This window comes from Pseudomonas sp. KU43P (assembly GCF_033095865.1).
Taxonomy (GTDB): Bacteria; Pseudomonadota; Gammaproteobacteria; order Pseudomonadales; family Pseudomonadaceae; genus Aquipseudomonas.
The window spans coordinates 5392143-5415628 of record NZ_AP019365.1 but is presented as its reverse complement, the minus strand read 5'-3'; the positions used below and the strand labels follow the sequence as shown (position 1 = coordinate 5415628).

General features: G+C 62.0%; 21 protein-coding genes. 8 read left to right on the top strand and 13 right to left on the bottom strand.

Features of this window, described 5'->3' with window-relative positions:
* The first annotated feature begins 34 nt into the window (after window positions 1–34).
* Complete coding sequence (tsaD, locus tag KU43P_RS24885; protein WP_317660105.1) at window positions 35–1060, top strand: tRNA (adenosine(37)-N6)-threonylcarbamoyltransferase complex transferase subunit TsaD; 1026 nt, start codon at window positions 35–37, stop codon at window positions 1058–1060.
* A gap of 6 nt (window positions 1061–1066) precedes the next feature.
* Here the strand turns inward: tsaD and plsY are convergent, their stop codons facing one another.
* The gene (gene plsY / locus KU43P_RS24880; protein WP_317660104.1) at window positions 1067–1636 is read right to left on the bottom strand and encodes a glycerol-3-phosphate 1-O-acyltransferase PlsY; all 570 of its coding nucleotides are present in this window, start codon (window positions 1634–1636) and stop codon (window positions 1067–1069) included.
* Window positions 1637–1710: 74 nt separating this feature from the next.
* Here plsY and folB point away from each other — a divergent pair, with 74 nt between their 5' ends.
* A complete protein-coding gene (gene folB / locus KU43P_RS24875; protein ID WP_317660103.1) occupies window positions 1711–2067 on the top strand; it encodes a dihydroneopterin aldolase in 357 nt (118 codons plus the stop codon).
* The gene (gene folK / locus KU43P_RS24870) at window positions 2058–2567 is read left to right on the top strand and encodes a 2-amino-4-hydroxy-6-hydroxymethyldihydropteridine diphosphokinase (protein WP_317660102.1); all 510 of its coding nucleotides are present in this window, start codon (window positions 2058–2060) and stop codon (window positions 2565–2567) included. Before folB ends, folK begins: the two co-directional genes overlap by 10 nt.
* A 118-nt stretch (window positions 2568–2685) precedes the next feature.
* On the opposite strand, the gene KU43P_RS24865 is transcribed toward folK, so the two are convergent.
* The 11 genes from KU43P_RS24865 to KU43P_RS24815 all read right to left on the bottom strand — a co-directional run bounded on the left by KU43P_RS24865 (window position 2686) and on the right by KU43P_RS24815 (window position 16673).
* On the bottom strand, window positions 2686–3801 hold the full coding sequence (locus KU43P_RS24865) for a multifunctional CCA addition/repair protein (RefSeq protein ID WP_317660101.1): 1116 nt from the start codon (window positions 3799–3801) through the stop codon (window positions 2686–2688).
* 60 nt (window positions 3802–3861) lie between these two features.
* Window positions 3862–5430, bottom strand: a complete 1569-nt coding sequence (locus tag KU43P_RS24860; protein ID WP_317660100.1) for a SpoVR family protein — start codon at window positions 5428–5430, stop codon at window positions 3862–3864.
* Window positions 5427–6698: a YeaH/YhbH family protein gene (locus KU43P_RS24855; RefSeq protein WP_317660099.1), complete on the bottom strand. Its 1272-nt coding sequence runs from the start codon at window positions 6696–6698 to the stop codon at window positions 5427–5429. Before KU43P_RS24855 ends, KU43P_RS24860 begins: the two co-directional genes overlap by 4 nt.
* A gap of 141 nt (window positions 6699–6839) precedes the next feature.
* Complete coding sequence (locus KU43P_RS24850) at window positions 6840–8762, bottom strand: PrkA family serine protein kinase (protein WP_317660098.1); 1923 nt, start codon at window positions 8760–8762, stop codon at window positions 6840–6842.
* A 282-nt stretch (window positions 8763–9044) separates the two neighbouring features.
* A complete protein-coding gene (gene glpE, locus KU43P_RS24845; RefSeq protein WP_317660097.1) occupies window positions 9045–9374 on the bottom strand; it encodes a thiosulfate sulfurtransferase GlpE in 330 nt (109 codons plus the stop codon).
* Between the two features lie 14 nt (window positions 9375–9388).
* Window positions 9389–10255, bottom strand: coding sequence for a symmetrical bis(5'-nucleosyl)-tetraphosphatase (locus KU43P_RS24840; protein WP_317660096.1), 867 nt, complete (start codon window positions 10253–10255; stop codon window positions 9389–9391).
* Window positions 10255–10635, bottom strand: a complete 381-nt coding sequence (gene apaG / locus KU43P_RS24835; protein WP_008091198.1) for a Co2+/Mg2+ efflux protein ApaG — start codon at window positions 10633–10635, stop codon at window positions 10255–10257. The genes KU43P_RS24840 and apaG overlap by 1 nt, the downstream gene beginning before the upstream one ends.
* Before the next feature lie 147 nt (window positions 10636–10782).
* Window positions 10783–11583: a 16S rRNA (adenine(1518)-N(6)/adenine(1519)-N(6))-dimethyltransferase RsmA gene (gene rsmA / locus KU43P_RS24830; protein ID WP_317660095.1), complete on the bottom strand. Its 801-nt coding sequence runs from the start codon at window positions 11581–11583 to the stop codon at window positions 10783–10785.
* Window positions 11580–12569, bottom strand: a complete 990-nt coding sequence (gene pdxA, locus KU43P_RS24825) for a 4-hydroxythreonine-4-phosphate dehydrogenase PdxA (RefSeq protein ID WP_317660094.1) — start codon at window positions 12567–12569, stop codon at window positions 11580–11582. Before pdxA ends, rsmA begins: the two co-directional genes overlap by 4 nt.
* Entirely contained in the window at window positions 12566–13885 is a 1320-nt protein-coding gene (gene surA, locus KU43P_RS24820) for a peptidylprolyl isomerase SurA (protein ID WP_317660093.1), read from the bottom strand. Before surA ends, pdxA begins: the two co-directional genes overlap by 4 nt.
* Complete coding sequence (locus tag KU43P_RS24815) at window positions 13866–16673, bottom strand: LPS-assembly protein LptD (RefSeq protein ID WP_317660092.1); 2808 nt, start codon at window positions 16671–16673, stop codon at window positions 13866–13868. Before KU43P_RS24815 ends, surA begins: the two co-directional genes overlap by 20 nt.
* A 130-nt stretch (window positions 16674–16803) precedes the next feature.
* Here KU43P_RS24815 and KU43P_RS24810 point away from each other — a divergent pair, with 130 nt between their 5' ends.
* The 3 genes from KU43P_RS24810 to KU43P_RS24800 are packed head-to-tail and all read left to right on the top strand — an operon-like array spanning window position 16804 to window position 19257.
* Window positions 16804–17823, top strand: coding sequence for an aminoglycoside phosphotransferase family protein (locus KU43P_RS24810; protein WP_317660091.1), 1020 nt, complete (start codon window positions 16804–16806; stop codon window positions 17821–17823).
* The gene (murU, locus tag KU43P_RS24805; protein WP_317660090.1) at window positions 17820–18491 is read left to right on the top strand and encodes an N-acetylmuramate alpha-1-phosphate uridylyltransferase MurU; all 672 of its coding nucleotides are present in this window, start codon (window positions 17820–17822) and stop codon (window positions 18489–18491) included. The genes KU43P_RS24810 and murU overlap by 4 nt, the downstream gene beginning before the upstream one ends.
* A gap of 1 nt (window position 18492) precedes the next feature.
* Window positions 18493–19257, top strand: a complete 765-nt coding sequence (locus KU43P_RS24800; RefSeq protein ID WP_317660089.1) for a TerB family tellurite resistance protein — start codon at window positions 18493–18495, stop codon at window positions 19255–19257.
* Window positions 19258–19350: 93 nt separating this feature from the next.
* On the opposite strand, the gene KU43P_RS24795 is transcribed toward KU43P_RS24800, so the two are convergent.
* Window positions 19351–20349 (bottom strand): alpha/beta hydrolase family protein, encoded by a 999-nt coding sequence (locus KU43P_RS24795; protein WP_317660088.1) that lies wholly within the window; start codon window positions 20347–20349, stop codon window positions 19351–19353.
* 94 nt (window positions 20350–20443) lie between these two features.
* On the opposite strand from KU43P_RS24795, the gene KU43P_RS24790 reads away from it, so the two are divergent.
* Window positions 20444–22846 carry a PAS domain S-box protein gene (locus KU43P_RS24790; protein WP_317660087.1) on the top strand — a complete coding sequence of 801 codons (2403 nt, stop codon included), beginning with the start codon at window positions 20444–20446 and terminating at the stop codon, window positions 22844–22846.
* Window positions 22843–23472 carry a response regulator transcription factor gene (locus tag KU43P_RS24785; protein ID WP_317660086.1) on the top strand — a complete coding sequence of 210 codons (630 nt, stop codon included), beginning with the start codon at window positions 22843–22845 and terminating at the stop codon, window positions 23470–23472. Before KU43P_RS24790 ends, KU43P_RS24785 begins: the two co-directional genes overlap by 4 nt.
* The last annotated feature ends 14 nt before the right edge of the window (window positions 23473–23486 follow it).

Sequence of the window (23486 nt, the reverse complement as noted above, 5' to 3'; positions counted from 1 at the left end):
GGCTTCGAATTCAGCCCCCACAAGGGACGAGCCCATGCTAGTACTGGGATTGGAAACATCCTGCGACGAAACCGGCGTCGCATTATACGACAGTGAGCGCGGTTTGTTGGCCGATGCGCTGTTCAGCCAGATCGACCTGCACCGTGTGTTTGGCGGCGTCGTGCCCGAGCTTGCGTCGCGCGACCACGTCAAGCGCATGCTGCCGCTGATCCGCCAGGTCCTGGACGAGGCCGGTTGCGTGGCCACCGAGATCGACGCCATCGCCTACACCGCGGGTCCTGGCCTGGTCGGCGCGCTGCTGGTCGGCGCTTCGTGCGCCCAGGCCCTGGCGTTCGCCTGGGATATCCCGGCGATCGGCGTACACCATATGGAAGGCCATCTGCTGGCGCCGATGCTGGAGGAAAATCCTCCAGAATTTCCGTTCGTCGCTTTGTTGGTGTCTGGCGGGCATACCCAGCTCGTGCGGGTCGATGGCATCGGCCATTACCAGCTGCTGGGCGAGAGCCTGGATGACGCCGCTGGCGAGGCATTCGACAAGACTGCCAAGCTGATCGGCCTGAACTACCCTGGCGGCCCGGAAATCGCTCGACTGGCCGAGCAGGGTGTGCCTGGGCGCTTCGTGTTCCCGCGGCCGATGACCGATCGCCCAGGCCTGGAGTTCAGCTTCAGTGGCCTGAAAACCTTCGCGCTCAACACCTGGCAACAGTGCCGCGATGCTGGTGACGACAATGAGCAAACCCGTTGCGACGTGTCCCTGGCGTTCCAGCAGGCAGTGGTGGAGACTCTGACCATCAAGTGCAAGCGCGCACTGAAGCAGACCGGCCTCAAACGCCTGGTCATCGCCGGTGGCGTGAGCGCCAACAAGGCGTTGCGTGCTTCCTTGGAAGACATGCTCGCCGGGATCAAGGGCAACGTGTATTACGCACGTCCCAAGTTCTGCACCGACAATGGCGCAATGATTGCCTATGCCGGTTGCCAGCGCCTGTTGGCCGGGCAGCAGCAGGACTTGGCAATCAGCGTGCAGGCGCGCTGGCCGATGGAGCAGTTGCCGCCGGTGTGAATGGCTTCAGAAGTGCCGCTCGCGCCCGGCGAACAGGTCTCGCAGATTGTTGCGGTGGCGCCAGACGATCATCACCGTGAGCACGCTGACCGGCAGCAAGGCCCCGGGCTCGCGCCAGGCCAGCAATGGCAGGGTCAGGGGGGTGGCGATAAGTGCCGCCAGCGAGCTGGTGCGGGTGAGGTAGAAGGTCAGCAGCCAGGCGCCGATGGCCAGTAGCGCAGCCGGGAAATACAGGGCCATGAGCATGCCAGCCGCCGTGGCCACGCCCTTGCCGCCCTGGAAGTGGAAGTACACTGGGAACAGGTGGCCCAGCACTGCGCAGACACCGATCCAGGCCTGTTCCTGCATATCGAGCCCGGCCAGTCGTGCGAGCAGTACCGGCAACAAGCCCTTGCACAGGTCGCCAAGCAAGGTCAGGATCGCCAGTTTACGGCCTGCCAGGCGTAGCATGTTGGTGGCGCCGGCATTGCCTGAGCCGCTGGAACGCGGGTCCGGGCTGCCCGAGAGGCGGCTGAGGACAATGGCGAAGGACAGCGAGCCGAGCAGGTAGGCGAGCAGCGCCAGTAACCAAAACATGCTAACTATTCCGGGCGAGGACGCCCTGATTCTAACGGCGCCAGTCGCCCTTGTCGTGCTGTGGAGAGAAGTGCTTGGACAGAGTGTTCATCGAAGGCCTGGAAGTCGAGACCGTCATCGGTGCTTATGACTGGGAGCGGGATATTCGCCAGTGCCTGCGCCTGGACCTGAGTTTCGCCTGGGACAATCGCCCGGCCGCGGCTGGAGATGATCTGAACCTGGCGTTGGACTACGCCAGCGTTTCGTCACGTATCCAAGGCTTTGCCGAGCAGGCACGCTTCGAATTGGTAGAAACCTTCGCTGAACGGCTGGTCGCTGCGCTGATGGAAGAGTTTCATATTCCCTGGGTACGCCTGAAGCTGACCAAGCCGGGCGCGGTTCCGGCAGCCCGTGGTGGTGTTGGCGTGGAGATCGAGCGCGGATGCCTCTGAGCACGGTTTACCTGGGGCTTGGCAGCAACACAGACCGCCACACACACCTGTGTGCCGGGCTCGATGCATTGGCCGCCATCCTCACCGACATGCGTTGTTCTCCGGCTTTCGAAAGCCAGGCGGTAGGGATCAAAAGCGGCCCATTCATCAACTTCGTGGTGACGGGCAAGACCGACCTGCCACTGATGGAGCTGGACCGCCGGCTCAAGTTCATCGAGGCCGACAACGGCCGCTATGCCCCTGATCGCAAGGGCTTGCCGCTGGATATTGACGTGCTGATGTACGACGATCTGCACGGTAACCATGATGGTTTGGTGCTGCCCAGGCCAGAGATTCTGAAGAACGCATTCGTGCTGTGGCCACTGTCGCTGCTGGCGCCTGATCTGGTGCACCCGGGGGCAGGGAAGCGCATGGCGCAGTTGTGGCAGGAAGCACAGATCGAGCAGGTGCTGGCGCCAGTGGCGTTCGAATGGCGTGGGTTGCAGCTTACGCCTGCTTGAACCGGGTGGCCCCTTCGCGGATGAATCCGCTCCTACAGGCCTAGCGCCAATCCGCAAGGCGGCGAGGCTTTGTAGGCGGGGACTCATCTGCGTAGGGCCAGCATGCCTAATCTTGTTTTTAAAGCCCGGCGCCGGTTTTGTAGTCTTGTAACGCTTTCAGCCGTTTTTCCTTGAGTGCGTCCCCCAGTCGCTGCCCGATCAGCCCAGCCTCCACCAAGGGCTTCACATCCACCGCCCTTGCTGCCGTTGCCGCACCACGCAAGTATTCAGCCTGTGGGTAGTTTTGCGCTCCGTGCCCTCGGGCAGCCATTTCGCACGCAGCTATGAAATCCTCGAAACGCTGCGGTCGCCGATACACGTCGAATTTCTGTAGCAGCTCCAGCAATGTCTCGGGTTCGAGCTCAAGTGCTCTTTGCCCCTGCCCACCGAATTCCCCCACCAGCTGGGCCAGTTCCTGGCATTCACGGGGCGCCTTGAAGCGCTGGTTGAGTGCTTTGATCGAGGCTGGATCAAGACCATGCAGCAGGCAAGCCCAGCGAACATGCAGGGGCTGATGATGCTTGGCGGCCTGAACAAGAGCGGCCAGCGACGCTGCATCGCCCTGGAGTTCGGGCATCAGCTGTTGCAAGGCTTCGCAGTCACGCAAGACCTGGACGAATACTTGGGGCGCGTCTTCCAGCAGGGCGCGCTCGATTTCTTTCCAGCTGCGCTCGGCGGTCAATGCCTGCAGTTCGCCTGATTGGCTGATCTGCCGCATCAGCGTCAGGGTTTCATCGGCGATCCGAAAACCGAGTGGGGCATAGCGCGCGGCGAAGCGCGCAACACGCAATACTCGCAGGGGATCTTCGGCGAATGCCGGCGAAACATGGCGTAGAATACGCTGCTCAAGATCATCCTGGCCATTGTAGGGATCAATGACATTGCCGTGGCCGTCCTCGGCCATCGCATTGATGGTCAGGTCGCGTCGAATCAGATCTTCTTCGAGCGTCACGTCTGGGCTGGCATGGAAAGTAAAGCCCCCATAACCACGCCCGCTCTTTCGCTCGGTGCGGGCCAGAGCGTACTCCTCGCCAGTCTTGGGATGCAGGAAAACCGGAAAATCAGCGCCTACCGGACGGTAGCCTTTGGCGTGCATTTCTTCGACGGTAGCGCCAACCACCAGCCAGTCGATGTCGCTGACAGGGCGCCCGAGCAGGCGATCACGGACTGCGCCGCCAACTTTGTAGATGTGCATGTGCAACCTCCATTACTGCCCACAGGATACCCTGTCGGCAGCAATGATGGCGTCATGCGTCTAGAGGTGATGAATGACTGCAAGGTCCATGCGGCCGTAATCGCCGCTTTCGCCGTGCTCGCCACGGGGCGGCATGTGGTGGGTCTTGACTATCTGGTCGCCCTGAACGGTCTCCAGGTGGATATCAAAGCCCCACAGCCGGTGCAGGTGCTTGAGCACCTCCTCGGTGGAGTCGCCAAGGGGTTTGCGGTTGTGCTGCTGGTGACGCAGGGTGAGGGAGCGGTCGCCACGGCGGTCGATGCTCCAGATCTGCACGTTCGGTTCGCGGTTGCCGAGGTTGTACTGGGAAGCCAGTTGCTCACGGATGATGCGGTAGCCCGCCTCGTCGTGAATGGCCGGCACCAGCAGGTCGTCACGCTGGTCGTCATCGAGGATGCTGAACAGCTTGAGGTCACGGATCACCTTGGGTGACAGGTACTGCAGGATGAAGCTTTCATCCTTGAAGCTACTCATGGCGAACTTGATGGTCGACAGCCAGTCACTGCCAGCGATGTCAGGGAACCAGCGGCGGTCTTCTTCGGTGGGGTTTTCGCACATGCGACGGATGTCGGTATACATCGCAAAGCCCAGGGCGTAGGGGTTGATGCCGTTGTAGTAGGGGCTGTCGAAACCGGGTTGGAACACTACGCTGGTGTGTGACTGCAGGAACTCCATCATGAAGCCTTCGGTGATCAGGCCCTCGTCGTAGAGGTCGTTCATCAGCGTGTAGTGCCAGAAGGTTGCCCAGCCTTCGTTCATGACCTGAGTCTGGCGCTGGGGGTAGAAGTATTGGGCGATCTTGCGCACGATGCGCACCACTTCGCGTTGCCAGGGTTCGAGCAGCGGGGCATTCTTTTCGATGAAATAGAGGATGTTTTCCTGAGGCTCGGAGGGGAAGCGCGCATCGTCGCGGTCTCCGCCCTTTTCAGCGCCTTTGGGTATGGTGCGCCACAGGTCGTTGATTTGCCTCTGCAGGTGTTCTTCACGGTCCTTCTGGCGTCGGCGTTCTTCCTCGGCCGAGATCGGATAGGGGCGCTTGTAGCGATCGACGCCGTAGTTCATCAGGGCGTGGCAGGAGTCGATCAGGTCTTCCACGGCATCGATGCCGTGGCGCTCCTCGCACTGGGCGATGTACTGCTTGGCGAAAACCAGGTAGTCGATGATCGACGTGGCATCCGTCCAGGTGCGGAACAGGTAGTTGCCCTTGAAGAAACTGTTATGGCCATAGCAAGCGTGGGCGATCACCAGTGCCTGCATGCACATGGTGTTTTCTTCCATCAGATAGGCGATGCACGGGTCGGAGTTGATCACGATCTCGTAGGCCAGGCCCATCTGGCCGCGGCTATAGGACTTCTCGGTACTGAGGAACTGCTTGCCGTAGGACCAGTGGTGATAGCCCAGCGGCATGCCGACGGAGGCATAGGCATCCATCATCTGCTCGGCGGTGATCACTTCGATCTGGTTGGGGTAGGTGTCCAGGGCATAACGTTCGGCCAGGCGGCTGATTTCCCGGTCGTAGGTCTGGATCAGCTCGAACGTCCACTCGGACCCGGTGGAAATGGGTTGGCGTCTCTGTGCTCTGGCGGTCATGTGGCTAACCTGCGCTGGAAGAGTTCACGGAAGACCGGGTAGATATCGCCGGCCGAAACCAACTGCTGCTGGGCGAATGTATCGGGGAATGCCTCGCCGATTCGCTCGTACTCGTACCACAGCGCCTGATGCTCACGTGGGGTGATTTCAACGTAAGTGTAGTACTGCACGTGCGGCATGATCTGCTTGGACAGGATCTCGCGGCATATCGGCGAGTCATCGTTCCAGTTGTCGCCGTCGGAAGCCTGGGCCGCGTAGATGTTCCAGTCGCTGGCCGGGTAACGCTCAGCCATGATCTCCTGCATCATCTTCAGCGCACTGGAGACGATGGTGCCGCCGGTTTCTCGGGAATAGAAGAACTCCTCCTCGTCGACTTCGCGGGCGCTGGTGTGGTGGCGGATGAAAACCACCTCGATGCGGTCGTAGTTACGCTTGAGGAACAAGTACAGGAGGATGAAGAAGCGCTTGGCGATGTCTTTGGTGGCCTGGGTCATGGAGCCGGAGACGTCCATCAGGCAGAACATCACCGCCTTGGAGCTTGGGTTGGGCTGCTTGACCAGCAGGTTGTATTTGAGATCGAAGGTATCGAGGAACGGCAGGCGGTTGATGCGCGCCTTGAGCCGTTCGATTTCCTGCTCGACTTCCTGGATATCAGAGAAGTTGTCTGGCTCCTCCACCTTGAGCCGGGCCAGTTCTTTTTGCGCCTCACGCAGCAACGCGCGGCTGCTGCCGGTCAGAGCGATCCGCCTGGCATGGGCCGAGCGCAAGGTGCGGACGATATTGATGCGGGATGGGTTGCCTTCGTTGGCGATCCCGGCACGCACGGTTTTGAAGGTGTCGGCACCGGTTAGGTGGCGTTTGACCAGGTTGGGCAGTTCGAGGTCTTCGAACATGAATTCGAGGAACTCTTCCTGGGTGATCTGGAAGACGAAATCATCCATGCCCTCGCCAGAGTTGCCAGCCTTGCCACGCCCGCCCCCACCGCCGCCGCCCTGGGGCCTGGGGATATGTTCGCCGGCTGTGAATTCCTTGTTGCCCGGATGCACGATGGTCTGCTTGCCGCCACGGCCATGGTGCAGCACGGGTTCGTCGATGTCCCGTCCCGGAATGCTGATCTGCTCGCCATGCTCCATGTCCATGATGGAGCGGCGGCTCACGGCCTCTTCGACGGCTTTCTTGATGTGTTCACGGTAACGCCGCAAGAAGCGCTGGCGGTTGACCGTGCTCTTGTTCTTGCCGTTCAGGCGTCGGTCGATAACGTAGCTCATGGTCCCTCCGGTGACTGGATGCAGCTGCAAGCCACAAGCCTCAAGCTGCAAGAAAGAGCAGCCACCGCTGCTGCAAGCTGTGGCCCAGGCCGGAGCGCTGATGCCGAGCAGCTTGCAGCTTGCGGCTGGAAACCTGCCGCGTTATTGCGATTTCCTGACCCGCAGGTACCATTCCGACAGCAGGCGCACCTGTTTGTCGGTGTAGCCACGTTCCACCATGCGCGTGACGAAGTCGTTGTGCTTCTGTTGATCTTCCTTGCTGGCCTTGGCGTTGAAGCTGATGACCGGCAGCAGGTCTTCGGTGTTGGAGAACATTTTCTTCTCGATCACCACACGCAGCTTCTCGTAGCTCAGCCAGCTCGGGTTCTTGCCGTTGTTGTTGGCACGGGCACGCAACACGAAGTTGACGATCTCGTTGCGGAAGTCCTTCGGATTGCTGATGCCTGCCGGTTTCTCGATCTTCTCCAGCTCTTCGTTGAGGGCAATGCGATTGAGGATCTCGCCGGTTTCCGGGTCGCGGTATTCCTGGTCCTGGATCCAGAAGTCGGCGTACAGCACATAGCGGTCGAAGATGTTCTGGCCGTACTCGCTATACGACTCGAGGTAGGCCGTCTGGATTTCCTTGCCGATGAACTCGATGTAACGCGGTGCCAGGTACTCTTTGAGGTAGCGCAGGTAGCGTTCGCGCACTTCTGCCGGGAACTGCTCCTGTTCGATCTGCTGCTCCAGTACATACAGCAGGTGCACCGGGTTGGCCGCCACCTCGTGCGGGTCGAAGTTGAACACCTTGGACAGGATCTTGAAGGCAAAACGGGTCGACAGGCCGTTCATGCCCTCGTCGACACCCGCAGCATCGCGGTACTCCTGGATCGACTTGGCTTTCGGGTCGGTGTCCTTGAGATTCTCGCCGTCATAGACGCGCATCTTCGAATAGATGTTCGAGTTTTCCGGCTCCTTGAGGCGCGAGAGCACGGTGAACTGGGCGAGCATCTTGAGCGTGTCCGGCGCGCAATGGGCCTTGGCCAGCGAACTATTGACCAGCAGCTTGTCGTAGATCTTGATCTCGTCGCTGACGCGCAGGCAATACGGCACCTTGACGATGTAGATCCGGTCGATGAACGCCTCGTTGTTCTTGTTGTTGCGGAAGGTGTGCCACTCCGATTCGTTGGAGTGGGCCAGCAGGATCCCGGAGTAGGGGATCGCGCCCAGGCCTTCGGTGCTGTTGTAGTTGCCTTCCTGGGTGGCGGTGAGCAACGGGTGAAGGACCTTGATCGGTGCCTTGAACATCTCGACGAATTCCATCAGGCCCTGGTTGGCCCGGCACAGTGCGCCCGAGTAGCTATAGGCGTCGGCGTCGTTCTGCGGGAATTCCTCCAGCTTGCGGATATCCACCTTGCCGACCAGGGCGGAGATGTCCTGGTTATTCTCGTCGCCCGGCTCGGTCTTGGCGATGGCGATCTGGTTGAGGATCGACGGGTAGAGCTTGACCACCCGGAACTTGCTGATATCACCACCGTATTCCTGCAGGCGCTTGGTAGCCCACGGGGACATGATGGTGTTCAGGTAGCGCCGCGAGATGCCGTACTCTTCTTCGAGAATGGCGCCATCTTCGGTGGCATTGAACAGCCCCAGCGGCGACTCGAATACTGGCGAGTCCTTGATCGCATAGAAGGGGACCTTTTCCATCAGCTGCTTGAGTTTTTCGGCCAGCGACGATTTACCGCCGCCTACCGGGCCCAGCAGATAGAGGATCTGTTTCTTCTCTTCCAGGCCTTGGGCGGCATGGCGGAAGTAGGAAACGATCTGGTCGATGCACTCTTCCATGCCATGGAAGTCGGCAAAGGCCGGATACCGGCGGATCACCTTGTTGGAGAAGATTCGCGACAGCCTGGAGTTGGTTGAGGTGTCGATCAGTTCCGGCTCACCGATGGCCAGCAACAGCCGTTCAGCCGCCGAGGCGTAGGCACTGCGATCCTCTTTACACAGCTCGAGGTACTCCTGCAGCGAGAGTTCTTCCTGGCGCGTAGACTCGAAACGTTGTTGGAAGTGGCTAAAAATACTCATGACGTCACCTCGCTCGATACGTGGAGACGACGCCGGATCAGTCAGCTGATGCTGGCATGCAACCGGGTTCGCCGATTGCTGTATACCCCCCAGAACACCCTGTAACGCTACCGATGACCCGCACGCCGGTGTACCGGCTCTCCCCTTTTTTGGATGGCCTGCGCTTAAGAATAGTTGGTTATCCGCAAGGTCAAGGGGAAGCGGCGGAGAAGTTGCCGGTGACCGTTCGTCAGGTAAGGCGCAAGCCCGCGTGGGGCGCGGGCTGCAGTAAAAATGAAAAAATTACTCAGGCGCGCCTTGGGCGGTTTCGGCCGGGTACGTGGCGCGCCACAGCTCGAAACCACCGTCGACGCTGTACACGTCCGAGAAGCCCTGGCCGACCAGATAGGCGGCCGCGCTCTGGCTGGAGTTGCCGTGGTAGCAGACCACCAGTGTCGGGGCGTCGAGGTCGGCGTTGCGGATGAAGTCGGCGACCGAGTGGTTGTCCAGGTGTTTGGCGCCCGTGATGTGGCCGGCGGCAAAGGCTTGCGGGTCGCGAATGTCGACGACGACCGCACCTTGCGCGCGCAGGGCCAGTGCCTGCTCGGGAGGGATGCGCTTGAATTCGCTCATGGGTACGGCTTCCTTCAGGGGTGATCGTTGAGTTTAGCGGGTTGTGCGGGCTGACGCAGGCTGCCGTCGTCAGTGCACTCGCAGCGGTGGTACTCACCGCTGTCGACGTTGTACAGGGTCATGGCACCCCCCCACACGCAGCCGGTGTCCAGGGCAATCACGCCAGGCTCGTCGACGCGGCCTTCAAGCGCTGCCCAGTGACCGAAGATGATCTTCACGTGGCGGGAGCGGCGGTCTTTATGGGTGAACCACGGCTTGTAGCCTTTGGGCGCAGTGCCCACGCCTTCCTTGCTCTTGAGGTCGAGCTTGCCTTCGGCGGTGCAGAAGCGCATGCGGGTCAGGTAATTGGTGATGAGCCGCAGGCGTTCGATACCGCTGAGGTTCTTGCTCCATTTGTTCGGCTCGTTGCCGTACATGCCGTCCAGATAGAGCTTCAGGCGCTCATCATCCCGTAGCGCCACTTCGACCTCGGCGGCCAGTTCGAGCGCCTTGCCGAGGGTCCACTGGGGCGGGATGCCGGCGTGTACGAGGGCGATGCCCCGTGGTTCATCGTAGTGCAGCAGCTTCTGCTGGCGCAGCCAGTCCAGCAGCAGGTCGGCATCAGGTGCCTCGATGATTTCACGCAGCGTGTCGCTTTTCTTCAGGCGCTCGACGTTGTGCCAGGCTGCCAGCAGATGCAGGTCGTGGTTGCCCAGCACGCAGACCAGCGACTGGCGAATCGAGTAGAGGTAACGCAGTGTTTCCAGCGATTCGGGGCCGCGGTTGACCAGGTCGCCGACCAACCACAGGCGATCGACTGTCGGATTGAATTTGACCCGATCGAGCAGGCACTTGAGTGGCTGAAGACAGCCTTGCAAGTCACCGACGGCGTAGGTGGCCATCAGTGCAAGGCCCCCGGTACCGCCAGGCGGAAAGGCACGATCTCTGCGTCGAAGCGTTTACCGTCTTCGGCGAACATTTGGTAGCTGCCCTGCATGGTGCCTACACGGGTGCTGATCACCGCACCGCTGCTGTAGGTGTGGCTCTGGCCAGGCTCGATGGTTGGCTGCTGGCCAACCACACCGGCGCCGCGCACCTCTTCGACTTCACCGTCACCATTGGTGATCAGCCAATGGCGGGACATCAGCTTGGCTGTGACCGAACCGTTGTTCTGCACGGTAATGGTATAGGCGAAGGCGAAACGACTGCTTTCGGGGTCGGATTGTTCTTTGAGGTAGCGGGTCACGACGCTGACGTCGATCTGATAGCGGGGGTCGGACATGCAAGGGCCTTGAGCAAACACACGAATACGGCGATCCATGCAGTCTAGGCTATTGGCGGGGGGGAGGGCCAGTGTGCGCAGGGAAGGTGATTTGGCTGTAGCGGCCCTGACTCCGGCTTGCCGGCGACAGGGCCGCTACAGGTTGAATCAGCCTTGCTGGTCAGCCAGTTGGTCGGCCAGGCGCACGAAGGCGGCCAGGTCCAGCTGTTCAGGCCTGAGGCTGCCGTCTACGCCGGCTGCTTCGATGGCCTGGCTGTCAAGCAGGCCCTTCAAGGTGTTGCGCAGGGTCTTGCGACGCTGATTGAAGGCTTCACGCACCACGCGCTCGAGCAGCAGATGATCCTTGGCCGGGTACGGCAGCACTTCATGGGGTACCAGGCGCACGATGGCAGAGTCCACCTTCGGCGGCGGGTTGAACGCGCCAGGGCCGACGTTGAACAGATGTTCGACCCGGCAGTGGTACTGCACCATGATCGACAGGCGGCCCCAATCGCCACCGCCCGGGCCTGCGGCCATGCGCTCGACCACTTCCTTCTGCAGCATGAAGTGCATGTCGCGGATCAGCCCCGCGTGGCTCAGCAGATGGAAGATCAGTGGTGTGGAAATGTTGTAAGGCAGGTTGCCGACCACTTTCAGGCTACGCGCGGGTACGCCCAGCTGATTGAAGTCGAACTTCAGCGCATCGCCTTGGTGCAGGCGGAAGTTGTCGCGGCCTGCGAACTTGTGCTGCAGGATCGGCACCAGGTCTTTGTCCAGTTCTACCACGTCAAGCTGTGCGCCACTGCCCAGCAGGCCTTCGGTGAGGGCGCCCTGGCCCGGGCCGATTTCCAGCAGGTGTTCGCCGGCCTTGGCGTTGATCGCGCGCAGGATGCGGTCGATGATGCCCGCGTCATGCAGGAAGTTCTGGCCGAAGCGTTTGCGCGCCCGGTGTTGGTATTGCTCGTTCATGGTCGGTTCTCGGCCATCTGGTAGGCGGTTTCCAGGGCGACGCGCAGGCTGCCGGTGTCGACCTTGCCGCTGCCGGCCAGGTCCAGGGCGGTGCCGTGATCGACCGATGTACGGATGATCGGCAGGCCCAGGGTCACGTTGACGGCGGCGCCAAAGCCTTTGTACTTGAGTACAGGCAGGCCCTGGTCATGGTACATCGCCAGCACCGCGTCGCAGTGCTCCAGATACTTGGGGGTAAACAGGGTATCGGCCGGCAGTGGCCCGCGCAGGTCCATGCCTTCGCTGCGCAGGCGGGCCAGTGTCGGCTCGATGATGTCGATTTCTTCGCGGCCCAGGTGGCCGCCTTCTCCGGCGTGCGGGTTGAGCCCGCAGACCAGGATGCGTGGATTGGCAATGCCGAATTTGTCGCGCATGTCGGCATGCAGGATACGCGTTACCCGCTCCACGCGCTCAGGGGTGATGGCATCGGCAATGTCCCGTAGCGGCAGGTGCGTGGTCACCAGGGCCACGCGCAGGCCATGGGTTGCCAGCATCATCACGACTTGAGCGGTGTGGGTCAGGTCTGCGAGGAATTCGGTATGGCCAGAGAAGGCGATGCCGCTTTCGTTGATCACGCCCTTGTGCACCGGGGCGGTGATCATGCCAGCGAAATCGCCGTTCATGCAGCCTTGCCCGGCACGGGTCAGCGTTTCCAGGACGAATGCGGCATTGGCCTGATCCAGCTGGCCGGCCGCCACTGGCGCTGCCAACGGGGTATCCCACACATACAGGTTGCCGGCGGGCGCGGGCTGGTCTGGCCATTGCCCTGGCAGTACCGGCAGCAGGTTGACGGCCAGCCCCAGCTGCGTGGCCCGCTCGGCGAGCAGGTCACGGCTGGTGATGGCGATCAGGGGGTGGGGCTGGGCGTCGGCGGCGAGCAGCAGGCACAGGTCGGGGCCTATGCCGGCTGGTTCGCCGGGGGTGACGGCGAAGCGCAGGGGCTTCACTGCGCGGCCTGGTCGGCGCCAGGCAGCTTGATTTCAACGTAGGCTTCGTCGCGGATCTGGCGCAGCCAGGTCTGCAGCTCTTCGTCGTATTTGCGGTTACGCAACACGTTCAGCGCTTGTTGCTCGCGGGCCTGTTCGGTGCTGTCGGTGGCGCGGCGGCCCAGCACTTCCAGAACGTGCCAGCCGTACTGGGTTCTGAACGGTTTGGTCACGACGCCTTGCTGGGCGTTGGCCATCTGTTCGCGGAACTCGGGCACCAGGCTGTTCGGGTCGACCCAGTTGAGGTCGCCGCCGTTGAGGGCAGAACCTGGGTCTTCCGAGAAGCTCTTGGCCAGCTCGCCGAAGTCTTCACCGTTCTTGATCCGGTCATACAGGCGCTCGGCGAGCTGCTCAGTGGCGGCATCGCTGCGAATTTCGCTTGGTTTGATCAGGATGTGGCGCACATGCACTTCATCGCGCAGCACGTTCTCGCTGCCACCGCGCTTCTCCTCGAGCTTGAGGATGATGAAGCCGTTGGGGATGCGGATGGGCTGGGTGATGTCGCCCACGGCCATGCTGCTGAGCATCTTGGCGAAGTCAGGTGGCAGTTGGCCGGCTTTGCGCCAACCCATCTCGCCGCCTTCCAGGGCGTTTTCGCTGGCAGAGCGTTCAATGGCCATCTGGCCGAAGTCCTTGCCCTGCTTGAGCTGCTGGTAGACATCGCCGACCTGACGAGCCGCCGTCTGGATGGCTTCCGAGTTGGCAGCTTCCGGAGTCGGGATCAGGATGTTGGCCAGGCGGTACTCTTCCGACATCTGCATCTTGCCCAGGTCCGAGTTGAGGAAGTTCTTCACTTCCTGTTCGGAAACCTGGATGCGCTCGGCGACACGACGCTGGCGCACGCGGCTGATGATCATCTCGCGTTTGACCTGCTCACGGGCATCGTCGAACGACAAGCCGTCGTGGGCCAACGCGGCGCGGAACTGGTCAAGCGACATACCGTTGCGCTGGGCAATGGTGCCGATGGCCTGGTTCAGTTCTTCGTCGGTGATGCGGATGCCGGAGCGCTCGCCAATCTGCAACTGCAGGTTCTCGACGATCAGGCGTTCCAGTACCTGCTGCTCAAGCGCGCTGGTCGGCGGAACGCCGCCGCCACGCTTGGCGATGGTTTGCTGTACCTCATGGACACGTTGGTCCAGTTGGCTCTGCATGACCACGTCGTTATCGACGATGGCCACCACACGGTCCAGGGGCTGCGGCGCGGCGTGGGCCACGCCGCTCAGCAATACAGCGCCCAGCAATGCTGGACGCAGACGATCAATAAGCTTGGTCTTCACGTGTACGGTAACCTTGAATGCCTTCGTCGAGGAAAGATTCGACCTTGTTGCCTACCACGCCACCGAGGCCTTTCAGCACGATCTGCAGGAAGATGCCATGGTCGCCTTTTTCGTTTACTGGCGTGGCCTGGCTGAAGTCGTCATAGTCGATCCAGTAGCGGTTGATCAGACGCAGTTTCCAGCAGCAGTTGTCGTACTCGAAACCGCCCATGGCTTCCAGGGTGCGGTTGCGGTTGTAGTCATGCTGCCAGCGGGCGATCACGTTCCATTGCGGCACGATCGGCCAGATGACCGAGAAGTCGTGCTGCTGGATCTTGTAGTAATCCTTGACATAGTTTGCGCTGCCCGGGGTGCCATAGTCGCCGCCGCCCACTTTCCAGGTGCCGGTAGCGGAGTCATAGGCGATGGTGTCGTTGCGGTAGCGATAGCCCAGGTTGACGATCTTGTTCGGATTGTCTTCCGGCTGGTAGTGGAACATCGCCGCGCCCGAACGTGGGCTGCGGGTATCCGGGTCCCAGTTGTAGTTGGCGTTGAAGCGCCAGTCGCGGTTGAAGCGATATCCGTACAGCAGGGCGTATGGCGACACATCCGACTGCGAGTCAGTGCGGGTGCGGTAGTCGATACCTGGCAGCTGGACCTTGCGATCCTTGAAGTAGTAGGCCTGACCAACACTCAGGAACTGACGCTCGAAGCCGTTTTCCTCGATCCAGCGCGTGGTCACGCCGAGAGACAGCTTGTTCTCGTCACCGATGCGGTCGGTGCCACTGAATCGGTTTTCACGGAACAGCGAGTCGTAGCTGAATACAGACTCGCCCGTGTCGAACAGGGGAATGTCCGTCTGGTCCTTATACGGGACGTAAAGATAGAACAGACGTGGCTCGAGGGTCTGACGGTAGTTGGTTCCGAACAGCGAGGTGTTGCGGTCAAAGTATAGACCGCTGTCGACGCTGAAAATCGGGACGTCACGGTCCTGGTTACTCTTGAAGTCACCGTATAGTGGGACTCGTCCTGGGTTGATAACGAGATCGTTCTTACCCTTGCTATCCAGGTCAAGATCATAGTGCGTGTACATGTACGTGAGCTTCGGTTTCATGTATCCGTAGCTGGCTTCCATCGGAAGGCTGATCGCTGGTGCGGCGTTCAGGCGATTACCGTTGGAACGGGCTATACCGAAGAGATTCTCGTCTAGGCGTTGGCCTCTGGCCCCAGCGGTGGTATCCAGTTCGCCATCTTCGTTGAAGACAGGGCCGGTTTTCAGATCACGATCGAAGCGCACGGCTTCGGTCTTGTAGCTGAAGTCGAAGCCACCCGGATGATAAGGCAGCATGCCATTGAGGGTGATCTGAGGCAGCTTGTTGTACGGCGTGATCTTCGAGATGGTTGCCATCTCGTAGGCCTGCAAGTTCAGGCGAGCCTGATAGCTGTCTCCACGGTAGGTCAGTGCCCCTCGCTGGTTCAGCGCATCACGGCTCTCGACACCGATCTGGTCGCTTTCCAAGTCCTGGAAGTAGAACGGATCGCTGATGTCGGTGTAATCGACTTCAGCCAGCAGGCGCTCGTCCAGGCCACCCTTGTGCTGCCAGTTGACCATCCAGCGCTGTTCTTTGTAGTCAGTCTGGTCTTTGCGATCATCGTTCTTATCGTTCAGGTACGCGCCGCCGAACTGGCCTTCGCTGGACTTGGTCAGGTAACGGAACTCACCTTCCATCAGCAGGCCGCGTTTGGTCATGTAGCGCGGGTACAACGTGGCGTCATAGTTCGGCGCCAGGTTGAAGTAGTACGGCGTGACCAGCATGAAGCCGGTATCGCTGGTACTGCTGAACGACGGCGGCAGGAAGCCGGACTGGCGACGGTCGTCGATCGGGAAGTAGATGTACGGTGTATAGAACACCGGGAAATCCTTGACCCGCAGGGTGACGTTGGTCGCGGTACCGAAGCCGGTGGCCGGGTTCAGTGTGATGTTGTTGCCCTTCAGCTGCCAGGCGTTGCTGCCCGGTTCGCAAGTGGTATACGTACCGTCCTTGAGACGGATGATGGCGTTTTCGCCACGCTTGGCGTACAGAGCGTTGCCGCGGATGTGCGACTTGTGCATCACATATTCGGCGTTGTCGACCTGGGCTTCGCCCGTATCGAGCTGAATCTGTGCCTGGTCGCCCACCACCAGCGAGCCGTTGTCGCGGATCTTGACGTTGCCTTTGAGCTCGCCGCGGTTTTCGGTCTGGTACAGGTTGGCCTCGTCGGCCTCTGCCTGCATGCTGCCCTGGCGCATGACCACGTCACCGGCGAGGGTCGCGATCTGCTGCTCCTGCTGGTACTTGGACACCTTGGCATTGATGTAGGTCGGCGATTCGTCCTTCGGCGTGGTGTCGGCCATGCCAGGACGGGTAGGCTCGACATACGCGCCACCGCAGTACGGGCCGGTTTCGGCCAGCTGTGCTGCAGTGAGCTTTTCACGCGGAACCCAGTCCAGGTGGCTGTAGTCTTCGCTGCGCGACTTCAGGCCACGGCCCTTGCTCTCGGTGACCAGCATCGGCTTTTCGCCACTTTCGGCTTCAGCCGACGGGGCTTCGGTGCCGGACGTGAGCGCAGCACCCTCGTGCACGGGGCGCGGAGGCAGGTTGTTGACTGGGGTCTTGGGCTTGCAGTCCCAACCACCGGAGGCGGACACTTGGCAGTCGAACTGCTCGGCAGCCACCACATAGGAGGTGGCCAGAGGTTGCATGGCCAGCAGACCGCCGGTCACCAGCAACGGAAACTTTCTACGAAACGCGGGGGATTTCAATGCCATCTTATTAGTCCGGGCTTCCTGCGTGCCATCTGCCCGCGTGTGGGGCCGCACGCCTCTCGATGGTCTGAAAAAGATGCTGGATAATAAAGCATGACCCGCTTGACGGCTAGGGCCGTCGGAGACCCTTGTAATGCCTGAACACGATGTACGCCTGCAACAACTGACTGTCTGGCTCGATGAGCAGCTCAATGACCTTTTCCGCGACAACGCCTGGGGCGAGGTACCTGAAGGCAGCCTGACCGCCGCCAGCAGCGACGCGAGCTTTCGCCGTTACTTCCGCTGGCAGGGCGCGGGCCGCAGCTTCGTGATCATGGATGCGCCCCCTCCCCAGGAGAATTGCCGACCATTCGTCGACATCGATCGACTGCTGGCCGGCGCAGGCGTGCATGTGCCGCAGATTCACGCCCAGGACCTGGAGCGAGGCTTCCTGCTGCTGGGCGATCTGGGCCACCAGACCTACCTGGACATCATTGATGTCGACAACGCCGACGCTCTGTTCGCCGATGCCATCGCTGCGCTGTTGGCATTCCAGCGCTTGCCGATGGATGCACCGTTGCCCAGCTACGATGATGCGCTGTTGCGCCGTGAAGTCGAGCTGTTCCCCGAATGGTACGTGGGCCGCGAACTCGGCAAGGCCTTCACCGAAGAGCAGAAAGCGACCTGGCAGCGTGTCAGCCAGCTGTTGCTCGACAGCGCCCTGGCCCAGCCAAAAGTGCTGGTGCACCGCGACTATATGCCGCGAAACCTGATGCAGAGCGCGCCCAACCCTGGCGTGCTGGATTTCCAGGATGCGGTCTACGGCCCTGTGACCTATGACATCACCTGCCTGTTCAAGGACGCGTTCCTCAGCTGGCCGCAGGCACGTGTCGAAGGCTGGTTGCGCAGCTACTGGGGCCAGGCGCAAGCCGCCGGCATCCCGGTGCAGCCGGTGTTCGAAGACTTCCAGCGCGCCAGTGACCTGATGGGCGTGCAGCGCCACTTGAAAGTGATCGGCATCTTCGCCCGAATCTGCCACCGCGATGGCAAACCCCGTTACCTGGCCGACGTGCCGCGTTTCTTCGCCTATATAGATGAAGTGATCAGCCGCCGCCCCGAGCTCGGGGAACTGGGCCAACTGATCGCAGAACTCAAGGCCGGAGTGCGTGCATGAAAGCGATGATCCTGGCGGCAGGCAAGGGCGAGCGCATGCGCCCGCTCACCCTGCATACGCCAAAACCCTTGGTGCCGGTCGCCGGCCAGCCGTTGATCGAGTACCACCTGCGCGCACTGGCAACTGCCGGTTTCACCGAAGTGGTGATCAACCATGCCTGGCTGGGCCAGCAGATCGAGGATCACCTGGGCGACGGCAGTCGTTTTGGCCTGCGCATCCGCTATTCGCCAGAGGGGGAGCCGCTGGAGACGGGGGGCGGAATCTTCAAGGCGCTGCCTCTGCTGGGTAATACGCCGTTCCTGCTGGTCAATGGCGATGTCTGGACCGATTACGACTTCACGCGCCTGCGGGGCCCGCTGCAGGGGCTGGCACACCTGGTGCTGGTCGATAACCCGGGCCATCACGGTCGAGGCGACTTCCGCCTGCTGGGAGAGCAGGTGGCGGATGGCGACGATGCGCCCGGCACCCTGACATTCAGCGGCCTGTCAGTTCTGCATCCGGCCTTGTTCGAAGGCTGCCAGCCAGGCGCCTTCAAGCTGGCGCCGCTGTTGCGTCAGGCCATGCAGGCAGGCAAGGTCAGCGGCGAGCATTACCGCGGCCACTGGGTCGATGTCGGCACCCTGGAGCGCCTGGCCGAGGTCGAGCGCTTGATCGGCGAGCGCGCTTGAGATGTGGTGGCCAGGCACGGTGATCGGGCTGGGCGCAGGCTTCGCGGTAGCCAGCATTCCTGGGGCGTTGCTCGGGGCGCTGCTGGGGCAGGCCATGGATCGGCGCATACGGGTGCAGGGCTGGGACGATATGCGCGAACGCCTGGGGGGCCGCCCGGCACTGCGAGACGAGGAGTTGCTGTTCGTGCTGCTCGGGCGTCTGGCCAAGAGTGATGGGCGGGTAGCCGAGCAACATATCCAGCAGGCCCGCCAGGAAATGGTCCGCCTGGACATGGCCGAGGCGCAGCGGCTACGGGCGATCGCTGCGTTCAACCGGGGCAAGGCGGGCAAAGACCGTTTGAGTGGCCACTTGCGGCGCATTCGCCTGCAGCCGCACGCGGCCGAAGGCACGTTGCGTGCGTGTTGGCGCATGGCCTGGGCCGATGGCAAGGCCGGCCAGCGTGAGCGTGATCTGCTCCTGGACTGGGGGCAGAAGCTGGGGCTCAGCCGGCGTCAGGTGCAGGCCATGTCGCTGGAGTACGAGCCACGCAAGGCCAGTGTGACGTCTGGCGTCATGACTTATGCGGCGGCACTGCGCCTATTGGGCGTCGAGGCGGATACGGAGGGTGATCGGGTCAAGCAGGCCTATCGCCGTCTGGTCAGCCGGCATCATCCCGACAAGCTGGCCGGGTCCGGGGCCAGTGAGGCACAAGTGCGCGAGGCCACCGAGCGGACCCGAGAGCTGCATCAGGCCTATGCGTTGATTCGCAAACGAAGGGGTTTCTGAGGCCGCTATCCCCGGCAAGCCGGCTCCCAGACTGATCCTGAGGCCTGTGGGATCCTTGTGGGAGCCGGCTTGCCGGCGATGGCTACCTGCGGTCTATTCCTGAGGCGCCATCCACCCGCGCACGCGGCGGAACAGTTGCTCCTGCTCGGCGTCCTTGTTACCCGGCATGGCAATCAGGGAGAGTTGTTTGTACTCGCTGTCCTTCTGCCGCTTGCTGGCTTGCAGGCGCTGCTCGGCTGCCTTGCGGTCGCTGGTGCGGGTGGCGTAATAGAGGTCGGCGGTCGGCACCTTTAGCGTCGGTGTCAGGCTTTCCAGGTCATGTTCGACCCGTGCGGGCGTTTGTGCGGCGATCATCACCAGTTTCTGCACTTGTGCCGGCTGCTTCTCGCTCAGGTAGCGCGCCGCCCAGTAGGCACCGCTGCCATGGCCGATCAGCACGATACTGCGCGAGTTGTGCTGCTGGGCATAGGCGACGGCGGCATCGAGGCGGGCGAAGATGCGTTCGGCGTCGGCCTGGTCATTCTGCTCGGTCGCCTGCTCGGCGTCGGTGCTTTGTGCAGTGTCGCTATCGGCCGCAGTGGCTTGGGCGATGTTGGCGTTGGCGTCGGCCGGGGTGTCCTTGGCGGGAGCGCTTTCGCCTTTGTCTTTCTGCGGCTCGGCGGTCGGCTTGCTCTCGACTCGCGCTTGCGGGCTGTCGGCAAGCAGGTCAGGCAGGCTCACGCTCAAACTGTGCCAGCCGATATCGGGGAACTTGCTCCGCAGCGGGCCGACCGCGTTTGGCCAGTCGGCGTTCTCACCGGCACCCGGCACAATGATCACCGCGCCTTGCGGGTCGCTGTCGTTGGCCGGCTTCCACAGTGCCAGGAAATTCTCGTTGCCGGCCTGCAGGGTCTGCTGCTCGGCCTTTGGCACCAGTCGCTCCAAGGCCTGCGCGTCTTCCTGGCTGCGTTCCAGAAGGGGCGGTCGAGGGGCGGACGTGGCTGCTGTTTCGGTGGCCGCTGGCGGTTTTTCAGCGTCGGCGGCCACGGCGCCGAGGGGCAGGAGCGAGGCCAGGCAGCACATTGCCAGCGTCGTGCGATAAAGTGTGAGCATGAATCAACCCAAGGCCAGAATAATACCGGCAGCCTAATAGTATTTGCCCGTGACGGCCATGCTGCAGGCCGCCTTTGCCTAGACGAGCGTGTAAATGAAGCGATTGCGTCGCCTGTGGGTTATCGGCTGCTTGTTGCTGCCCTTGATCGCCTTGGCAAGACCGGAAGTGGCGCCAACGGTAGCCCTCGAACCGGCCCAACAGCAATGGCTAGACAGCCACCGCAGCTTGCGCGTCGGCCTTGTGCTGCAGGCCCCCTATGCTCAGTTCGACCGTCGGCTGCAGCAGCTTTACGGGGCCAACGTGGAACTTGTGAACTGGCTGGCCCAGGTGCTCCAGCTGGACCTGACCTGGCGCAACTTCGCCGACCAGGCGAGCCTTGAGCATGCCCTGCAGGCGGGCGAAATCGATTTTGCCCCAGGCCTGACCCAGACGCCCGCCAGCTTGCGCCAATGGCTGTTCAGCGACCCTTACATGCGCGTGCCGCAGCTGGTGGTGGGGCCACGTACCGGGGCGATGGCCGTGGAGCTGGAAAAGCTCGATGCCGATGACCGTGTCGCGGTGCGCATGCCCAGCGTACTGGCCGACTACCTGCGTGGCAATTACGCCAACCTCAACCTGCAGGGCGTGCCCAGCGAGCGAGAGGCCCTACAGTTGGTCATCGGCGGCCAGGTCAGTTTTGCGGTGCTCGATGAGGCCCAGCTCAGCCGTCTTTCGCGCGAAAGCGAGTTCAGCGAACTGGTGGTGGTGGGCGATATCGGCCTGCCGCAGTTGTTGCGGGTGGGATCGAGGCGTGACTGGCCGATACTGGCCGACGTGCTCGAACGTGGCCTGCAGGCCATGCCCGCCAAAGAGCTGGAACAACTGCATCAACGCTGGCTGCAGCCCAAGTACCCGCGCCTGAGCGAGTCGGCAGGCTTCTGGCAGAACCTCGCGCTGCTGTTCGGCATGCTGCTGCTATGTGCCTTGGCCACCCTGGTATGGCAGCGCCGCCAACAGCGCCAGCTTGAACGTAGCCTGCTGGCTGCCCGGGAAAACCTGACCGAGCGACAGGGGCGTGAGGAGGCACTTCGTCTGAGTCAGTTCGCTATCGACCAGAGCACGGTGGGTATCCTCTGGGTCAACTGGGACAGCCACGTGCGCTACGCCAACCATGCCGTGGAACGCATGCTCGGGTATGCCGAAGCCGAGTTGCTCGAGCGCCCGCTGATCGACTTCGAACCCAACCTCGGCATGGATCGCTGGCTTCAGTTGTGGAAGGGCGCCCGTAATGGGGAAGGTGGTGCGCGGCAGTTCGAGACGCACTGCCTGTGCGCCGATGGCAGTTTGCTGCCGGTGGAGCTTTCGCTGAGCTTCCTGCGCTTTCGTGATGCCGAATACCTGGTCGTCTACCTTGCCGATGTGACCGAACGCCACCGTGCCCTGGCGGCGCTGCGCGAAAGCGAGGCTCGGCTCAAAGGTATCGCCGGCAATGTACCGGGCCTGGTCTTTCGCCTGGAACCTGCCCCCGCCGAAGGTGACCCTGAGTTTCCCTATATCAGTGAGGGTAGCGAGGCCCTGGTCGGCTATACCCCCGCGCAGATACAGCACCCGCAGATGGGCCTGCGCAACCTGGTCCATCCCGAAGACCGGGCCGACTATCACCAGGTGCAGGACCTGGCCATTGCCAGTGGCCAGGACTGGTCCTGGCAGGGACGTATCCTGACCCGCGACGGCGAGCAGCGCTGGGCCGACATCAAGGCCAGTGCTCGCCACCTGGCCAATGGCCGAGTGGTATGGGACGGCGTGGTGTGGGACATCACCCAAGGCAAGCGGGCCGAGATGGCGCTGGGCAAATCCCAGGAACAGCTTCGTGAGCTGTCGGCGCATCTTGAAAGCGTGCGCGAAGAAGAAAAAGCCCGCATTGCCCGCGAAGTGCATGATGAACTCGGTCAGATGCTAACGGTGCTCAAGCTGGAAGTGTCGATGTGCGAGCTGGCGTTTGCCGAGCTCGACCCGGCACTGAACGAGCGCCTGGCCAGCATGAAGCGCCTGATTGCCCAGTTGTTCCAGTTGGTACGCGACGTAGCCACGGCATTGCGCCCGCCGATTCTCGACGCCGGCATTGCCTCGGCCATCGAATGGCAGGCCCGGCGTTTCGAGGCGCGCACGCAGATTCCTTGCTTGGTACAGGTGCCGGAAAATCTGCCAGCATTGAGCGATGCCAAGGCCACCGGGCTGTTCCGCATCCTGCAGGAGGCGCTGACCAACGTCATGCGCCACGCCCAGGCGCACAGCGTGGAAATTGAGTTGGTGCGCGAAAGAGGGCAACTGCGCATGACTGTCAGCGACGACGGCCGAGGTTTCTGCCACGACCAGCCCAGGCCGACCTCGTTCGGCCTGGTGGGAGTGCGTGAGCGGGTGCTGATGTTGGGCGGCAGCATGACGTTGGACAGTGAACCGGGCGAGGGCACCAGCCTGAGCGTGGCCATTCCGTTGGAAGTAGGAGAACGAGCGTGATTCGAGTGCTGGTGGCCGAAGACCACACCATTGTCCGTGAGGGCATCAAGCAGTTGATCGGCCTTGCCAAGGATATGCAGGTGGCGGGGGAGGCCGCCAATGGCGAGCAGTTGCTGGAGACGTTGCGCCATACGCCGTGCGAGGTGGTGTTGCTGGACATCTCCATGCCCGGCGTGAACGGCCTTGAGGCGATTCCGCGGATTCGCGCACTGGACAACCCGCCGGCGATCTTGATGCTGTCGATGCACGACGAGGCGCAGATGGCGGCCCGTGCGCTCAAGGCCGGCGCGGCCGGCTATGCCACCAAGGACAGCGACCCGGCCCTGCTGCTGACGGCGATCCGCCGGGTGGCGGGGGGAGGGCGCTACATCGACCCGGCGCTGGCCGACCGTATGGTGTTCGAAGTGGGCCTGACCGAGACCCGCCCCTTGCATACGCTATTGTCCGAGCGCGAATTCTCGGTGTTCGAGCGCCTGGCGCAGGGCGCCAACGTCAACGACATCGCCCAGCAACTGGCGCTGTCGAGCAAGACCATCAGCACCCACAAGGCGCGCTTGATGCAAAAGCTCAAGGTCAACTCGCTGGCGGAGCTGGTGAAATACGCCATGGAGCACAAATTGGTGTGAGTGTTCTGTTTGCG

Excerpts from the sequence above, each read along its gene's own strand:
- KU43P_RS24800 (WP_317660089.1), top strand. The coding sequence starts at position 18,493 with ATGTGGTGGCCAGGCACGGTGATCGGGCTGGGCGCAGGCTTCGCGGTA.
- KU43P_RS24865 (WP_317660101.1), bottom strand. The coding sequence starts at position 3,801 with ATGCACATCTACAAAGTTGGCGGCGCAGTCCGTGATCGCCTGCTCGGG.
- KU43P_RS24860 (WP_317660100.1), bottom strand. The coding sequence starts at position 5,430 with ATGACCGCCAGAGCACAGAGACGCCAACCCATTTCCACCGGGTCCGAG.
- tsaD (WP_317660105.1), top strand. The coding sequence starts at position 35 with ATGCTAGTACTGGGATTGGAAACATCCTGCGACGAAACCGGCGTCGCA.
- KU43P_RS24815 (WP_317660092.1), bottom strand. The coding sequence starts at position 16,673 with ATGGCATTGAAATCCCCCGCGTTTCGTAGAAAGTTTCCGTTGCTGGTG.
- KU43P_RS24850 (WP_317660098.1), bottom strand. The coding sequence starts at position 8,762 with ATGAGTATTTTTAGCCACTTCCAACAACGTTTCGAGTCTACGCGCCAG.
- apaG (WP_008091198.1), bottom strand. The coding sequence starts at position 10,635 with ATGTCCGACCCCCGCTATCAGATCGACGTCAGCGTCGTGACCCGCTAC.
- plsY (WP_317660104.1), bottom strand. The coding sequence starts at position 1,636 with ATGTTTTGGTTACTGGCGCTGCTCGCCTACCTGCTCGGCTCGCTGTCC.
- murU (WP_317660090.1), top strand. The coding sequence starts at position 17,820 with ATGAAAGCGATGATCCTGGCGGCAGGCAAGGGCGAGCGCATGCGCCCG.
- KU43P_RS24840 (WP_317660096.1), bottom strand. The coding sequence starts at position 10,255 with ATGGCCACCTACGCCGTCGGTGACTTGCAAGGCTGTCTTCAGCCACTC.
- glpE (WP_317660097.1), bottom strand. The coding sequence starts at position 9,374 with ATGAGCGAATTCAAGCGCATCCCTCCCGAGCAGGCACTGGCCCTGCGC.
- folK (WP_317660102.1), top strand. The coding sequence starts at position 2,058 with ATGCCTCTGAGCACGGTTTACCTGGGGCTTGGCAGCAACACAGACCGC.
- KU43P_RS24795 (WP_317660088.1), bottom strand. The coding sequence starts at position 20,349 with ATGCTCACACTTTATCGCACGACGCTGGCAATGTGCTGCCTGGCCTCG.
- rsmA (WP_317660095.1), bottom strand. The coding sequence starts at position 11,583 with ATGAACGAGCAATACCAACACCGGGCGCGCAAACGCTTCGGCCAGAAC.
- KU43P_RS24790 (WP_317660087.1), top strand. The coding sequence starts at position 20,444 with ATGAAGCGATTGCGTCGCCTGTGGGTTATCGGCTGCTTGTTGCTGCCC.
- KU43P_RS24855 (WP_317660099.1), bottom strand. The coding sequence starts at position 6,698 with ATGAGCTACGTTATCGACCGACGCCTGAACGGCAAGAACAAGAGCACG.
- KU43P_RS24810 (WP_317660091.1), top strand. The coding sequence starts at position 16,804 with ATGCCTGAACACGATGTACGCCTGCAACAACTGACTGTCTGGCTCGAT.